This is a genomic window from Microbacterium sp. 20-116, from assembly GCF_041079415.1.
GTDB lineage: Bacteria > Actinomycetota > Actinomycetes > Actinomycetales > Microbacteriaceae > Microbacterium.
Window position 1 is genome coordinate 234,761 of record NZ_JBFYGP010000001.1, and the last position, 14,968, is coordinate 249,728.

General features: G+C 68.7%; 15 protein-coding genes. 3 read left to right on the top strand and 12 right to left on the bottom strand.

What is annotated here, in order from left to right; all coding sequences use genetic code 11:
- Positions 1-52: 52 nt before the first annotated feature.
- From secF to pdxS, 9 genes are all read right to left on the bottom strand, one after another.
- Positions 53-1,039 (bottom strand): protein translocase subunit SecF, encoded by a 987-nt coding sequence (secF, locus tag AB6V29_RS01025; protein ID WP_210075118.1) that lies wholly within the window; start codon positions 1,037-1,039, stop codon positions 53-55.
- Positions 1,039-2,748, bottom strand: coding sequence for a protein translocase subunit SecD (gene secD, locus AB6V29_RS01030; RefSeq protein WP_210075115.1), 1,710 nt, complete (start codon positions 2,746-2,748; stop codon positions 1,039-1,041). Before secD ends, secF begins: the two co-directional genes overlap by 1 nt.
- 47 nt (positions 2,749-2,795) lie before the next feature.
- Entirely contained in the window at positions 2,796-3,239 is a 444-nt protein-coding gene (gene yajC, locus AB6V29_RS01035) for a preprotein translocase subunit YajC (protein WP_210075113.1), read from the bottom strand.
- A gap of 80 nt (positions 3,240-3,319) precedes the next feature.
- The gene (ruvB, locus tag AB6V29_RS01040; RefSeq protein WP_056231660.1) at positions 3,320-4,366 is read right to left on the bottom strand and encodes a Holliday junction branch migration DNA helicase RuvB; all 1,047 of its coding nucleotides are present in this window, start codon (positions 4,364-4,366) and stop codon (positions 3,320-3,322) included.
- Complete coding sequence (gene ruvA / locus AB6V29_RS01045) at positions 4,359-4,979, bottom strand: Holliday junction branch migration protein RuvA (RefSeq protein ID WP_369356544.1); 621 nt, start codon at positions 4,977-4,979, stop codon at positions 4,359-4,361. Before ruvA ends, ruvB begins: the two co-directional genes overlap by 8 nt.
- Positions 4,980-4,988: 9 nt before the next feature.
- Positions 4,989-5,591 (bottom strand): crossover junction endodeoxyribonuclease RuvC, encoded by a 603-nt coding sequence (ruvC, locus tag AB6V29_RS01050; protein ID WP_369356546.1) that lies wholly within the window; start codon positions 5,589-5,591, stop codon positions 4,989-4,991.
- Positions 5,592-5,639: 48 nt separating this feature from the next.
- Positions 5,640-6,398 carry a YebC/PmpR family DNA-binding transcriptional regulator gene (locus AB6V29_RS01055; protein ID WP_210075105.1) on the bottom strand — a complete coding sequence of 253 codons (759 nt, stop codon included), beginning with the start codon at positions 6,396-6,398 and terminating at the stop codon, positions 5,640-5,642.
- Positions 6,399-6,408: 10 nt separating this feature from the next.
- Positions 6,409-7,026, bottom strand: coding sequence for a pyridoxal 5'-phosphate synthase glutaminase subunit PdxT (gene pdxT / locus AB6V29_RS01060; RefSeq protein WP_369356548.1), 618 nt, complete (start codon positions 7,024-7,026; stop codon positions 6,409-6,411).
- Positions 7,016-7,900, bottom strand: coding sequence for a pyridoxal 5'-phosphate synthase lyase subunit PdxS (pdxS, locus tag AB6V29_RS01065; protein WP_210075101.1), 885 nt, complete (start codon positions 7,898-7,900; stop codon positions 7,016-7,018). Before pdxS ends, pdxT begins: the two co-directional genes overlap by 11 nt.
- A gap of 116 nt (positions 7,901-8,016) precedes the next feature.
- Between pdxS and AB6V29_RS01070 the strand changes: the two genes are divergently transcribed.
- Both AB6V29_RS01070 and pdxY read left to right on the top strand, forming a co-directional pair.
- Positions 8,017-9,357, top strand: a complete 1,341-nt coding sequence (locus tag AB6V29_RS01070) for an aminotransferase class I/II-fold pyridoxal phosphate-dependent enzyme (protein WP_369356551.1) — start codon at positions 8,017-8,019, stop codon at positions 9,355-9,357.
- Entirely contained in the window at positions 9,354-10,205 is an 852-nt protein-coding gene (gene pdxY, locus AB6V29_RS01075) for a pyridoxal kinase PdxY (protein WP_369356553.1), read from the top strand. Before AB6V29_RS01070 ends, pdxY begins: the two co-directional genes overlap by 4 nt.
- Before the next feature lie 6 nt (positions 10,206-10,211).
- On the opposite strand, the gene AB6V29_RS01080 is transcribed toward pdxY, so the two are convergent.
- Positions 10,212-10,817, bottom strand: a complete 606-nt coding sequence (locus AB6V29_RS01080) for a hypothetical protein (protein ID WP_369356554.1) — start codon at positions 10,815-10,817, stop codon at positions 10,212-10,214.
- A 442-nt stretch (positions 10,818-11,259) separates the two neighbouring features.
- Between AB6V29_RS01080 and AB6V29_RS01085 the strand changes: the two genes are divergently transcribed.
- On the top strand, positions 11,260-12,240 hold the full coding sequence (locus tag AB6V29_RS01085) for an RICIN domain-containing protein (RefSeq protein WP_307316782.1): 981 nt from the start codon (positions 11,260-11,262) through the stop codon (positions 12,238-12,240).
- 57 nt (positions 12,241-12,297) lie between these two features.
- On the opposite strand, the gene AB6V29_RS01090 is transcribed toward AB6V29_RS01085, so the two are convergent.
- Both AB6V29_RS01090 and thrS read right to left on the bottom strand, forming a co-directional pair.
- On the bottom strand, positions 12,298-12,810 hold the full coding sequence (locus AB6V29_RS01090) for an HIT domain-containing protein (RefSeq protein WP_307317952.1): 513 nt from the start codon (positions 12,808-12,810) through the stop codon (positions 12,298-12,300).
- A 107-nt stretch (positions 12,811-12,917) separates the two neighbouring features.
- Positions 12,918-14,903 carry a threonine--tRNA ligase gene (gene thrS / locus AB6V29_RS01095; protein ID WP_307316784.1) on the bottom strand — a complete coding sequence of 662 codons (1,986 nt, stop codon included), beginning with the start codon at positions 14,901-14,903 and terminating at the stop codon, positions 12,918-12,920.
- Positions 14,904-14,968 lie beyond the last annotated feature (65 nt).

Below are 14,968 nucleotides of genomic sequence, written 5' to 3' on the forward strand. Positions count from 1 at the left end.
AGGAGTCCAAGGCGGGGTCCGCGGGTGGGACCCCGGGGGCGGAGCCCCGGCCTCAGGCCGGGACACCCGCCTTCTCGCGAGCCGCCACGACACGTGCGTCGCGCTGAGCGATCGGCTTCTCCTTCTCGCGCAGCAGGGCGTACATCGGGACGGCGACGAAGAGCGTCGAATACGCGGCGACGATCGTGCCGACGAAGATCGACAGCGAGATGTCGCTGAGCGTGCGCGCGCCGAGCGGCACACCGATGAAGAGGATCGCGCCGACGGGCAGGATCGCGACCACCGTGGTGTTGATCGATCTGATCAGCGTCTGGTTGGCGGCGAGGTTGACCGACTCCGCGAACGTGCGACCGGAGATCTCGCCGTCGTCTCTGGTGTTCTCTCTCACCTTGTCGAAGACGACGGTGGTGTCGTAGAGGGCGTAGGAGAGGATGGTCAAGAAGCCGATGACGGCGGCCGGCGAGATCTCGAAGCCGAAGACGGCGTAGACACCGATGGTGATGACGAGCACGTCGACGAGACCGATGATCGCGGCGACCGACATCTTCCACGTGCGGAAGTAGAGCGCCAGGATCAGGAAGGTCAGCGCGAGGAAGATCGACAGACCCCAGAGCGACTGTCGGGTGACGTCGTTGCCCCAGGTGGGTCCGATGAACGAGTTCGTGATCTCCGAGGCGGGAACGTCGTATGCCGTCGCGAGGGCGGCCGAGACCGCCTGCGTCTGGTCGTTGTCCAGCTGGTCGGTCTGCACGCGCACGGACTGATCACTGATCGTGGTGACGCGCGTCGCGGCATCCGGGACGACCGAGGTGACGGCCTGCGTGGCCAGAGCCTGGTCGAACGTCGACGGGTTGGACACCGTGAACTGCGAGCCGCCGGTGAACTCGATCGAGAACTGCACGGGGCGGAACAGCGGCACGAGGGCCGCGCCGATCACGAGGACCGCGGCGATGATGAACCACAGGCGACGACGCTGCACGAAGGGGAAGGACGTCTTCCCCGAGTAGAGGTCGTTACCGAGCTGCGACATGGAGCGCATCAGTCGTCTCCCTCCTTCGTGGAGCGGCTATCACCGCGGCTGGCGGCCGCCAGTTCGGCCTGCTTGCGTTCGGCGATCGTCTGCCGACGCTGCGCCTCGCCGCGAGACTTCTTCACCCGGCCCGCGTCGACCACGGGAGCCCGGAACTGCGCGCGACCGCGGTACACGGCGCCGAGGGCGTTGGGGTCCATCCCCGAGAGGGGGTGACCCGAGCCGAAGAAGCGCGTGCGAGCGAGCAACTGCATCACGGGGTGCGTGAACAGGATGAAGATCAAGATGTCGATCGCGGTCGTGAGGCCGAGCGTGAACGCGAAGCCCTTCACCGTGGCATCCGCGAGGATGTACAGCACGACGGCCGCGAGGATGTTGATCGACTTCGAGATGTAGATCGTGCGCTTGGCGCGCGACCAGCCGTCTTCGACGGCAGCGGTGATCGACTTGCCATCGCGCAATTCGTCTCTGATTCTTTCGAAGTAGACGATGAACGAGTCGGCGGTGAAGCCGATCGTCACGATCAGACCCGCGACGCCCGCGAGCGAGAGGCGGAAGCCCGCTCGCCACGCCAGGACGCACAGCGCGAGATACGTCAGCACCGCCATCACGCCGAGCGAGGCGATGATGACCGTCCCGAGCGCGCGGTAGACGATGAGCGAGTAGATCGCGACGAGACCGAGGCCGATGAGGCCGGCGATGAAGCCGACCTGCAACTGCTGCGAACCGAGCGTCGCCGACACGGTGTCGGAGCTGACCACCTGGAAGCTCAGCGGCAGAGCACCGTACTTCAGCTGGTCGGCGAGGGCCTTCGAGGACTCCTGCGTGAACGAGCCGGTGATGCTGGGGCGACCGTCGACGATGATGCCGTTCATGGACGGTGCCGACAGCACGGAGCCGTCGAGCACGAACGCGAACTGGTTCAGCGGCGGCTGCGCTCCGTAGAGGCGCTGGCTGATCTCGGCGAACTTCTGCGTGCCCTGGTCGTTGAAGACGAGGTTGACGGCCCACTGGCCGGTGTTCTGCTCCTGGCCGTTGGTGGCGTTGGAGATGTCGGTGCCGTCGAGCTCGACGGGGCCGAGGATGTACTTCTGCCCGTCGTTCGTGCCGCACGTGATCATCGGCTGATCGGCCGGAGCCTGGGCGGGATTGCTCGGCGGGTTCGCGCAGTCGTACGCGAGGAACTGCGCCTGCAGAGCCGGGGTGATGTAGGCCGGGTCGCTCGCATTGGTCGGCGAGGCGGTCGGCGTCGACGGCAGGCTCGGGTCGGGCGTCGGGTACGGCGTGGAGACACCGTCCTGACCCACGAACGAGGTCGCCGGCGAGCCGCTGAACAGCACCGGGCGCAACTGCAGCTGGGCCGAGCTCTGGATGCGCTGGCGCGTGGCCTCATCGGCCTGGCCGGGGATCTGCACGACGATGTTGCGGCCACCCTCGGTGGCCACGTCGGCTTCACCCACGCCCGAGGCGTCGACGCGTTGGCGGATGATCGTGACGGCCTGAGCCAGCTGTTCGCTGTCGGGCGCGGCGCCGTCGGTGGTCTGGGCTTGCAGGATGATCTGCGTGCCGCCCTGGAGGTCGAGCGCGAGCTCAGGGGTCCAGGAACTGGCGTTGAAGACGTACACGCCCAGCGCGTTGATGCCGAAGAGCACGCCGGTGATGGCGAGCAATCCGGTCAAAACGCGCCAGGCGTGACGGACAGGAGTCGAGGGCGCCACGGAGTCGGCTTTCTGTGCGGCGGTGAACGAAACGGCGGGAGGGGCGATCAGACCGCGGGGCGGTCCTTGTCATCGCGCTCTGCGTCGGCGGCGTGCTGGCGGGCGGCGCGCTGGTCGTCGCTGATCGAGGTGATGTCGCCATCGGCGACACCGGCGACGTACTCGGCCTCGGTCTCCTCGGCTTCGATGTACTCGTCCTCGGTCACCGTGCCCGCGGCGGGGTCGACGATGCGCAGGATGGCCTGGCTGTGCACCTTGATGACAACGCCGGGGGCGATCTCGACGTGCGCGGGCTTGTCGAGGTCTTCGGCGTCGTACTCGACGATGGTGCCGTAGAGGCCGCCCTGCAGCAGGACCTCGGCGCCGGGGACCGTCTCGCGAGCCTTCTGCTCGAGCTCGGCCTTCTGCTTCTTCATGCGCCGGCGGGAGCTCAGGAACATGAAGACGAGCAGTCCGGCGAACAGGATGAGCAGGAGGAAACTGGAGTCCATGGAGGCGGTGCACCTTTCAGATCAGGCGCGCCGTGCGGCACTGCCTAGCGTGGGTCGGGGAATCCCCCGCCGAGTATAGGTCATGACCCCTGGCTGAACCGGAGCATGCCGTCGGGATGGGGTGCTCCGAGGTGGTCGTACGCCTCGGGAGTCGCCACACGGCCGCGCGGGGTCCGACCCATGAATCCGATGCGCACGAGGTACGGCTCGACGACCGACTCGATGGTCTCCGGCTCTTCTCCCACGGCCACGGCCAGGGTGCTGAGCCCCACCGGTCCCCCGCGGAATCGGCGCACGAGGGCGTCGAGGACGGCCCGGTCGAGACGGTCGAGCCCGATGGCATCCACATCGTAGAGATCGAGGGCGGCGCCGACCGTGCGCACGTCGGCGTGACCCTCGTCGGTACCGGTCGACGGGCCGTTCACGACCAGGTAATCCCGGACACGCCGCAGCAGGCGGTTGGCGATACGGGGAGTTCCTCGCGAACGGCGGGCGATCTCGGAGCGCGCGGTGCCCGGCAGGCCGACATCGAGCATGGATGCCGAGCGTGAGACGACCCGCTCCAGCTCTTCCGGCTCGTAGTACTCGAGGTGGGCGGTGAAGCCGAAGCGGTCGCGCAGCGGGTTGGGCAGCAGGCCCGCGCGTGTCGTGGCGCCCACGAGGGTGAAGGGAGCGAGGTCGAGGGGGATGCTGGTCGCGCCCGCGCCCTTTCCCACCATGATGTCGATGCGGAAGTCCTCCATCGCGAGATAGAGCATCTCTTCCGCCGAGCGCGCCATGCGGTGGATCTCGTCGATGAAGAGCACCTCCCCCGGCGTGAGCGACGACAGCAGGGCGGCGAGGTCGCCCGCGTGCTGGATCGCGGGACCGCTCGACAGGCGCAGCGGCCGACCGCTCTCGTGGGCCACGATCATCGCGAGGGTGGTCTTGCCGAGCCCCGGAGGACCCGAGAGCAGGATGTGATCGGGCGAGCGCTGCTGGATCCGGGCGGCGTCGAGCAGCAGCTGCAACTGGCCGCGCACCTTCTGCTGACCGACGAACTCGGCGAGCGAGGTGGGGCGCAGGGCGCCTTCGATAGCGAGTTCGACCTCGTCGTCGGGCGTTCCGGCGTCGCGGACGTCAGCCACTCACGCTCTCCTTCCGGGCGGGACCCAGCAGAGCGAGAGTGAGGCGGAGGAGCGACTGGACCGAGGCGCGGTCGGCCTCGGAGGCGGATTCGGCGACGGATGCCACGGCCTCGGCCGCGGTTCGTTCCGTCCAGCCCAGGCCCACGAGCGCCTGCGTGACCTGCGCGGGAATCTGTCCGTGCGGCGAGGCGGCGGCGGGAGCCGCGGACGGCGCGACCTGCAGCTTGCCGGCCAGCTGCACGACGATGAGCTTCGCGGTCTTGGGGCCGATGCCCGAGACGCGGCGGAACGGTGCGTCGTCGTCGTCGGCCACGGCCTGGGCGATCTGCGGCACGGTCAGCGACGACAGCACGCCGAGGGCGGACTTCGGGCCGACGCCGGTGACGCTGATCAGTTGCGTGAAGACGGTGAGTTCTTCACGGGCCTCGAACCCGTAGAGCGACAGCGCGTCCTCGCGCACGATGAGGTTGGTGTGCAGGTGGACGTCGTCGCCGACGTGCACCGTGCGTGCCAGCTGGGCGGTCACCGCGACGGCGAAGCCGACACCTCCCACCACGATGACCAGCGAGTCGTCGGCGACGTGAGCCGCCGTACCGTGCAGCGAGGAGATCATCGGACCAGCTTACGCGCCCGTTCGTACATGTGTTCGAGCGACACGCGTCGGCGGGGTGCGCTTCTTCTCGGCATCCCGCCAGGCTTTCTGCGCGGGTGTCAGAGTGTCGTCGCCCGACGCTGCGGCATCTCCCCCGCGCCAGGCGTGGCACAGGGCGATGGCCAGGGCATCGGCGGCGTCCGCGGGCTGCGGAAGGGAGCCGAGACGCAGCACCCGCGCGACCATCGTCTGCACCTGCAGCTTGTCGGCGGAGCCGTAACCGGTGATCGCGGCCTTGACCTCGCTGGGCGTGTGGGTCGCGGCGGCGAGCCCGTGTTCGGCGGCGAGCAGCAACGCGATGCCGCTGGCTTGGGCGGTGCCCATCACCGAGTGCAGGTTGTTCTGGGCGAAGACGCGCTCGACGGCGACGACGTGCGGCTGGTGTCGGACGAGCACCTCGCGGATGCCGGCGGCGATCGCCGCGAGGCGCTTCTCGATCGGATCCGTCGGTGCAGACCGCGCGACGCCCACGTGCACGAGAGAGGCCGTGCGGTTCGGCGAGACGTCAACGACGCCGAGGCCGCAGCGGGTCAGTCCGGGGTCGATGCCGAGGACGCGGAGGGAACGAGACACGGCCCCCACGCTAAGCGCCGGGGGCCGTGCCGAGGAGAGGGCGCGCCCTTACTCGTCGTTCTCGAGCTCGGCCTGGACCTCGGCCGTCATGTCGAAGTTGGTGTACACGTTCTGCACGTCGTCGCTGTCTTCCAGAGCGTCGATGAGGCGGAACACCTTGCGGGCGGTGTCGGCGTCGACCTCGACCTTGAGGGAGGGGACGAACTCGACGTCGGCGGAGTCGTACTCGATGCCGGCATCCTGCAGAGCGCTGCGCACCGACACGAGGTCGGAGGCCTCGGTGATGACGCCGAAGCCCTCGCCGTGCGGCTCGACCTCTTCGGCTCCGGCCTCGAGGACCGCGAGCATGACGTCGTCTTCGGTGGTGCCCTCGGAGGGGACCACGATGACGCCCTTGCGGCTGAAGTTGTAGGCGACGCTGCCCGGGTCGGCGAGGGTGCCGCCGTTACGGCTGAGGGCTGTGCGCACCTCGGCTGCGGCGCGGTTCTTGTTGTCGGTCAGACACTCGATGAGGAAGGCCACCCCGTTGGGTCCGTAGCCCTCGTACATGATCGAGGTGTACTCGACGGCTTCGCCGCCGATACCGGCACCGCGCTTGATCGCGCGGTCGATGTTGTCTTTGGGGACCGAGGTCTTCTTGGCCTTGAGCACGGCGTCGAAGAGGGTGGGGTTGCCCTGGAGGTCGGCTCCACCGAGCTTCGCGGCGACCTCGATGTTCTTGATGAGCTTGGCCCACGACTTGGCGCGGCGGGAGTCGATGACCGCCTTCTTGTGCTTGGTCGTGGCCCATTTGGAGTGTCCGGACATGGCTTCCAGTCTAGAGCGCGGGCGCGCGCGTGCTGTGTCGGGTGGACACGTGGTCCAGGAGTCGGCGGTGGAAGCGCGTCTCCCCCGTCGATTCGGGGTGGAACGCGGTGCCCAGCAGTGCGCCCTGCTCGATCGCCACGACACGTCCATCGGGAAGGGATGCCAGGGGCTCGGCATCCGGTCCCCACTCGACGACCGCGGGCGCACGGATGAAGACGGCGTGCACCGGCGGATCACCCAGGACGGGGACGTCGAGGTCGGTCTCGAACGAGGCGGTCTGGCTGCCGAAGACGTTGCGGGCGACGCGCGCGTCGATGCCCCCGAAGGTCCGCTGGCCGGTGATGGCGCCGTCGATGCGGTCGGCGAGCAGGATGAGTCCCGCGCACGTGCCGTACATCGGCATCCCGGACGCGATCGCCTCGCGGATGGGGTCGAAGAGGCCGAAGGCGCGCGCGAGCTTGTCGATGACGCTCGACTCGCCGCCGGGAAGGACGAGGCCTTCCACGGCGGCGAGCTCCTCGGGCCGGCGCACGGGGCGTGCGTCGGCGCCGAGGGCGGTCAGGACCGCGAGATGCTCTCGCACGTCTCCCTGGAGTGCGAGAACGCCGACGCGGGGCTTACCAGCCACGCTCGGCGAGGCGGTGCGGGGCGGGGAGGTCGGCGACGTTGATGCCGACCATCGCCTCACCGAGTCCGCGCGAGGCCTCGGCCACGATCTTGGGGTCGTCGTGGAAGGTCGTGGCCTTCACGATGGCCGCCGCGCGCTGGGCGGGGTTGCCCGACTTGAAGATGCCCGAGCCCACGAAGACGCCGTCGGCGCCGAGCTGCATCATCATCGCAGCGTCCGCGGGAGTGGCCACGCCCCCGGCCGTGAACAGCACGACGGGCAGCTCGCCGGTCTCGGCGATCTCGGCAACCAGGTCGTAGGGTGCCTGCAGCTCCTTGGCGGCGACGTACAGCTCGTCCTTGGTCTTGGCGCGCAGGGCGTTGATCTCGCCCCGGATGGTGCGGATGTGCTTGGTGGCCTCGGACACGTCGCCGGTGCCGGCCTCGCCCTTCGAGCGGATCATCGCCGCGCCCTCGGTGATGCGGCGCAGCGCCTCGCCCAGGTTGGTCGCCCCGCACACGAACGGCACGGTGAAGTCGTACTTGTCGATGTGGTTGACGTAGTCGGCGGGCGAGAGCACCTCGGATTCGTCGATGTAGTCGACGCCGAGCTCCTGAAGGATCTGCGCCTCGACGAAGTGGCCGATGCGGGCCTTGGCCATGACCGGGATCGACACCGACGCGATGATGTCGTCGATCAGGTCGGGGTCGCTCATGCGCGCCACGCCGCCCTGGGCGCGGATGTCGGCGGGCACACGCTCGAGCGCCATGACGGCTACGGCGCCGGCGTCCTCGGCGATGCGCGCCTGGTCGGCGGTGACGACGTCCATGATGACGCCGCCCTTGAGCATCTCGGCGAGTCCGCGCTTGACGCGGGAGGTTCCGGTGTCGGTCATGTCCACTCCGTTCGGCGCCCGGGGGCGCGAGATGCGCGCTTCGGGGCGCGTCTAATTGGCTTAGGCCAAACCGTAGCATGGCGCAGGACATAGGCTGGTCTCGACTCAGGGGGGCTATGACCATCGATATGACCGGCCGATCGGCATCCGGCATCGCCGCCGACCTGCGCGAGCGGATTGAGCGGGGCGAGCTCTCACCGGGGACGCTCCTCCCGTCGGTGCGGGCCGTCGCCGCCGACCTCGGCGTGAACCGGAACACGGTCGTCGCGGCCTACCGCCAGCTTGCGCAGGCGGGGCTCGTCGAGGCGCGAGGCCGCGGCGGCACGCGTGTCGCCGACCGTACCGCCGTCGCTCAGGAGGGCTACACGCCCGATACCGTCCTGCGCGACGTGGGTACCGGTAACCCCGACCCCGCGCTCATTCCCGACCCCACCGCGGCCCTGGCGCGCTCGACGCGCCCGGTGCTCTACGGGGAGCCGGTCATCGACCCGGGCTTGGAGGCCTGGGCCCGCGGCTGGATGGCCGACCAGCTGCCCCATGACGATCTGCTGATCACCGTCACCAGCGGCGCGAGTGACGCGATCGAGCGCCTCCTCGCGCAGGTCCTGCAGCGTGACGACGCCGTGGCGCTGGAGGACCCGTGCTTCTTGTCGGCGCTGCACACGGTCCGCACCGGCGGGTATCGCGCGGTGCCGGTGGCGGTGGATGCCGAGGGCATGACCGTCGGGGGACTGCGCGCAGCCCTCGAGGCCGGCGTTCGCGCCGTGATCTGTACGCCCCGTGCGCACAACCCCACGGGGGCGAGCCTGAGCGCCGAGCGCGCCGCGGCCCTGCGGGAGGTGCTCGCGGAGCACCCCTACGTGCTGGTGATCGAGGACGACCACTTCTCGCTGTTGTCGCGTGCTCCCCTGCACTCGGTCATCGGTCCCTCGCAACGCCGGTGGGCGCGCATCCGGTCGATGTCGAAGTTCCTCGGGCCCGACACGTGCCTCGCGGTCACGGCATCCGATCCCGACACGGCCGATGGTCTCGCCGTCCGTCTCACACCGGGCACGACGTGGGTGAGCCACATTTTGCAGCGCATGACCCTCGCCCTCGTGACCGACGATTCCGTTCGAGCCGACATCGAGGCGGCCGCCGAGCACTACGCCGCGCGCAACGCCGCGTTCGCGGCAGCCCTCACCGAACGGGGACTGCCGGTGGCTCCGGGCGACGGCCTCAACCTCTGGGTGCCGCTGCCGGTTCCGGCCGCGTCCGTCCGCGAGGAGCTCATGCACCGCGGCTGGCTGGTACGCGAGGGGGATCCGTTCTTCCTCTCCCCCGACCACGCCGGCGCCTTCTTGCGCCTGACGGTGCACGACCTCGACGAGGCCTCGGCCGCCGCCCTCGCCGACGACCTCGCCGTCGCCGCGGGCGCACTCCGTCCGGGCGTCCGAGGTGGGAGGATCGAGGCATGAAGGTTCTCTCGATCCAGTCGGCCGTCGCGTTCGGGCACGTCGGCAACTCCGCCGCCGTCTTCCCCCTCCAGCGCATCGGCGTCGAGGTTCTGCCCGTCTACACGGTCAACTTCTCCAATCACACCGGCTACGGCGCCTGGCGCGGACCCCTCATCTCTCCCGCCGACGTCGCCGACGTGCTCACCGGTATCGAGGAGCGCGGCGTTTTCCCCGAGATCGACGTGGTCCTCTCGGGTTACCAGGGCGGCGAGGGCATCGCCGACGTCATCATCGACGTCGTCGAGCGGGTCAAGAGGGCGAATCCGGATGCCGTCTACGCCTGCGACCCCGTCATGGGCAACGCCAAGTCGGGCTGCTTCGTGGCGCCCGCGATTCCCGAGCTGTTGCGAGAGCGTGTCGTGCCGGTGGCCGACATCCTGACGCCGAACCAGTTCGAACTCGGATTCCTCACCGGCACCGAGCCCGACGGCATCGACTCGACCCTCGCCTCGGCCGACCTCGTGCGCGAGCGGGGTCCGCGGACGATCCTCGTCACGAGCGTGGAACGCCCCGACCGAGAGGCCGACACCATCGAGATGATGGTCGTCGACGACGCCGGCGCGTGGATCGTGCAGACGCCTCTCATCCCCATGAAGGCCAACGGCTCCGGAGATGTGACGGCGGCGCTCTTCACCGCCCACTACTGCCGCAGCGGCGACGCGGCCGACGCCCTGGCGCGCACGGCGTCGAGTGTCTTCGATCTGCTCTCGAACACCTTCGAATCCGGATCGCGCGAACTGCGACTCATCGAGTCGCAGGAGGCCTACGCGAACCCCCGTCTGCAGTTCGCCGTCCGCCAGGTGCGCTGACGCGGCTCAGCCGCCGTACACCTCTCGATACGCGGCGACCCAAGCGTCGCCGTCGGCGGGGCACATGAAGGTCGCGCCGAAGACCATGACGCTCGCGATGGGCTTCTCGGCCTGTGTGCGCGCGGCGCCCTGGAGGTCGCTCGGGATGAGTTGGGCGAACAGCGGGGAGGTCGCGACGTGTGTGTTCATGGTCGAGGCATCGACCTGATGGCGATTGAGGATCGCCGTCTCGCACGCGTCTCCGGCGAGGGCCAGTGCCAGGCTCTCGTCGGCCGACGTCCAGGCCGAACCCTGCTGCTCGACGTATGCCCGCTGCTCGGCGATGAATTCTTTCTGGGCGGGCGTGACCGCGACCAGCGGTGAACCGTCCATCGGAAGCTGCTGCTCGCGGAAGTACTCCTCCCGCTCCGCGAAGACGTCGGACACGTCGTCGGGATCGGCGGTGGTCGACTCCTCGGGCACCGGACTCTGCGTGCCGTCGGGAGCGGAGGTCGGCCGCCCCGCGGCGCCGTCGGGCCCGAGCGGGCTCGGCAGCGGGATGCAGGCTGTCGTCCCGAGGAGGACGGCGGCGAGCGTGAGGGAAAGAACCAGAGGGCGAGTCCGAGAGCTCATGCCGTGACGCTATCGGGAACGCTCTCGTCGCGGACGGGGGTTGTGCATAACCCCGGTTTGCTCGATACGTGGTCGCTCGAGGTTCTGGGAGCGCTCTCGTCCGACGCGTTACGCATGACGTCCAAAGACGCCTTGACAGAGGCCGGTTCGCGACGAGAAGATCGCACCCAAGCGGGTATGTGAGCGTTAACACTGGAGTCGACGCCCCGCGAGAACGCGTCTCCGCAGATCCCGTCAGGGGTCGCGGTCTGCCGGGCAACCCCCTCCCCGACGACGCGCTGTCGTGCGCTTCCGGCCGGCACTCCCCGCCTGCGGCGCGCGGCGTTCCCCCGCCCCACCCGGGCTCGCCTCGTGGCGGTCCGGCACAACGAAAGGTACTCACATGTCTCGGACGACGACGTCCCGAGCAAGAGGTCGAGGATGGAGCCTGGGCAGCGCGCTCTTGACATCCCTTGCCCTCTGTCTCGCCGTGTTCGGCTCAGCCTCCCCCGCCTCGGCCGCACCGACCGCGCCGGTCGGCACGGGCACGAACCAAGAGATTCGCAATCAGCAGAACACCCTGTGCATGGACGACTACGCCTTCGATACTCAGCCGGGTGCCGAGGTGCGCCAGTGGACCTGCCTCGAGGGCCAGAATCAGCTCTGGGCGATCACCGATCTCGGAAACGGCTACGCCGAGATCAAGAACAGGTTCAGCAACCTCTGCCTCGACAACTACAACTTCGCCACCACGAGCGGATCGGAGGTGCGTCAGTGGTCGTGCTGGGGCGGCGACGTGCAGCAGTGGCAGCTGACCGACGTCGGAGGCGGCTGGACCGAGATCCGCAACAAGTACAACAACCTCTGCCTGCAGAGTGTCGCGTCCCCTGCCGACGGGGGGCTGCTGTCGCAGGTCACCTGTGACGGCACCGGCGTCCAGCGCTGGCGCCTTACGGACCCGAACGTGTCGAAGATGACCTACACCCTCTACGAGTCGTCGAGCCCGTCGGCCGATGAGCTCGATGCCTACGCCCGCATCAGGGACGCGATGGACCGTGCGCTTGCCCGGTACAACAAGTTCAACAACACCTGGCGGCACCTGAATGTCTCCTACGCACCCGGCGTCCCCACGGCCGAGGCCAGCATCAACGGTGACATCCGCTTCGGAAGCAATCGTTCCTACATGGTCGAGGGGACGGCGCTACACGAGATCTCGCACACCGTCGGGGTAGGCACAGCCGGCCACTTTCAGGCCAAATGCGACGCGCAGGATTGGCCCTCCGCCCTACCCCTGCTGAAGTCGTGGGATGGTCCGGACGCGCGGATCAACTGCGGCGGCAGCCACATGTGGCCGTACGGGCTGAACTACTCGGACGAGTTCAGTGAGACCGCGTTCGACCGCAACGTGCGGCTCATCCAGGCGATGCACCATGACGGTCTGTAACGCCTGAAACGACGGTGCCGGTTCGCGAAGACGATCCGCGGACCGGCACCGCCGTGTTCACTCTCCCCAGGCGTCGGAGACCGTGCGGCGCACGTCGCCGAGCAGCTGGGGCAGCGCCTTCGTCTTCGCGATGATCGGGAAGAAGTTCGCGTCCGACGCCCAGCGGGGAACGATGTGCTGGTGCAGGTGCCCGTCGACGCCGGCTCCCGCGATCGCGCCCTGGTTCATCCCCAGGTTGAAGCCGTCGCAGTTCGACACCGCCCGGAGCACCCGCATGCCGCGCTGCGTGAGCGCGCCGATCTCGGCGACCTCTTCGTCGGTGGCCTGGTCGTACGTCGCGATGTGGCGGTAAGGGCACACCAGCAGGTGGCCCGAGTTGTACGGGAACAGGTTCAGCAGCACGTAAGCGGTCCTCCCGCGCGCGACGATCAGACCGTCCTCGTCGGACTTGTCGGGGGCGGCGCAGAACGGGCAGTTCTGCTCCATAGGCTCCCGGCCCGCCGAGATGTACGCCATGCGGTGCGGAGTCCACAGGCGCTGGAACTCGTCGGGCACGCCCGTGAGCGTCACGGCGTCGACGAGTTCGGCGCCGGTCGTGACCGATCCGGACCCGTCGCTGGCGGGTGTCGGGCCGGCTACCGGCGACGAGTCCGCCGCGACGGCATCCGGATCGGTGGTCACGCGAGATCCTCGGCGGTGTTGACGAGTGTCCGGGCCGAGATCGCCCCGGTGATGCGCGCGACAGCCTCGTCGACGGGGATGCCGTTGAGCTGGGTGCCGTCGCGGAAGCGGAACGAGACCGTGCCGCCCGCGCGGTCCTGCTCCCCCGCGATCAGCATGAGCGGCACCTTCTGCGTGGTGTGCGTGCGGATCTTCTTCTGCATGCGGTCGTCGCTGTGATCGGCCTCGGCGCGTACGCCTCGGGTCTTGAGGTCGGCCACGATGCCCTGGAGGTAGTCGCCGTACTCGGCGGCCACGGGAACGGCCACGACCTGCACGGGCGCGAGCCACACCGGGAAGGCTCCGGCGTAGTGCTCGAGCAGGATGGCGAAGAAGCGCTCCACCGAGCCGAACAGGGCACGGTGGATCATGACGGGGCGGTGCTTCTCGCCGTCGGGGCCGGTGTACTCGAGCTCGAAGCGCTCGGGCTGGTTGAAGTCGAGCTGGATGGTCGACATCTGCCAGGTGCGTCCGATCGCGTCGCGCGCCTGCACCGAGATCTTGGGACCGTAGAAGGCCGCCCCGCCCGGGTCGGGCACGAGCTCGAGGCCGGAGGCCTCGGCGACCTCGCGGAGGGTCTCGGTCGCCTCGGTCCAGAGCGCGTCGTCGCCGATGAACTTCGGGTTGCCGTCTTCCTTGGTCGACAGCTCGAGGTAGAAGTCGTTGAGACCGTAGTCGCGCAGGGTCTGCAGCACGAAGTCGAGGCTGTGGGTCAGCTCGCCCTTGACCTGTTCGGCCGTGACGTAGATGTGCGTGTCGTCCTGAGTCATGCCGCGCACGCGCGTGAGACCCGAGAGGGTTCCGCTCTTCTCGTAGCGGTAGACGGACCCGAATTCGCTCAGGCGCAGAGGCAGCTCGCGGTAGCTGCGTCCGCGCGAACGGAAGACCAGGTTGTGGAACGGGCAGTTCATGGGCTTCAGGTAGTACTCCTGGCCCTCGCGCGACACGTGCCCGTCGGCATCCACGACCTCGTCGAGAACCATCGGGGGGTACATGCCGTCGGCGTACCACTGCAGGTGACCGCTCGTCATGAACAGGTCGCCCTTGGTGATGTGCGGGGTGTTGACGACCTCGTAGCCGCTGGCGAGCAGGCGCTCGCGCATGTAGCGCTCGATCTCGTAGCGGATGATGCCGCCCTTGGGGTGGAACACCGCCAAGCCCGGACCGATCTCGTCGGGGAACGAGAAGAGGTCGAGCTCTTTGCCGAGCTTGCGGTGGTCGCGCTTCGCGGCCTCTTCGAGACGGTGCTGGTAGGCGCGCAGTTCGTCCTTGGTGGGCCACGCGGTGCCGTAGATGCGCTGCAGTTGCGGGTTCTTCTCGCTGCCGCGCCAGTAGGCACCGGCGATGCGCGTGAGGTCCCAACCGTTTCCGATGAGGCGGGTGCCCGGAACGTGGGGGCCGCGGCAGAGGTCTTTCCAAGCGGTCTCGCCGTCTCGGGTGACGTTGTCGTAGATTGTCAGCTCGCCGGCGCCGACCTCGACGGACGCGCCCTCGGCCGCCTCGGCCGAGCCGCCCTTGAGCCCGATCAGCTCGAGCTTGAACGGTTCGTCGGACAACTCCGCCCGGGCCTCGTCGTCGCTGACGACACGGCGCACGAACCGCTGGTTCTCGCGGACGATGCGCTCCATCTCCTTCTTGATGACCTTGAGGTCCTCGGGGGTGAAGGGCTCGTCGACCTGGAAGTCGTAGTAGAAGCCGTCGGTGACGGGGGGGCCGATGCCGAGGTTCGCCTGGGGCTTGACACGCTGCACGGCCTGAGCGAGCACGTGCGCGGTCGAGTGGCGCAGGATCGACAGGCCGTCGGCGCTGTCGACCGTGACCGGCTCCACCCGGTCGTCGGCCGTCACGGTCGTGGCCAGGTCTTTCAACTCCCCGTTGACGCGCAGAGCGACGACCGAACGGTCGGGGAAGAGGGCGAAGCCATCGGCGGGGAAATCAGTCACAGAACATCTCCTGAAGGGGTCGTTTCCAGGCTACCGGGCGGGCGTGGTCTCGACCGCACGCGACG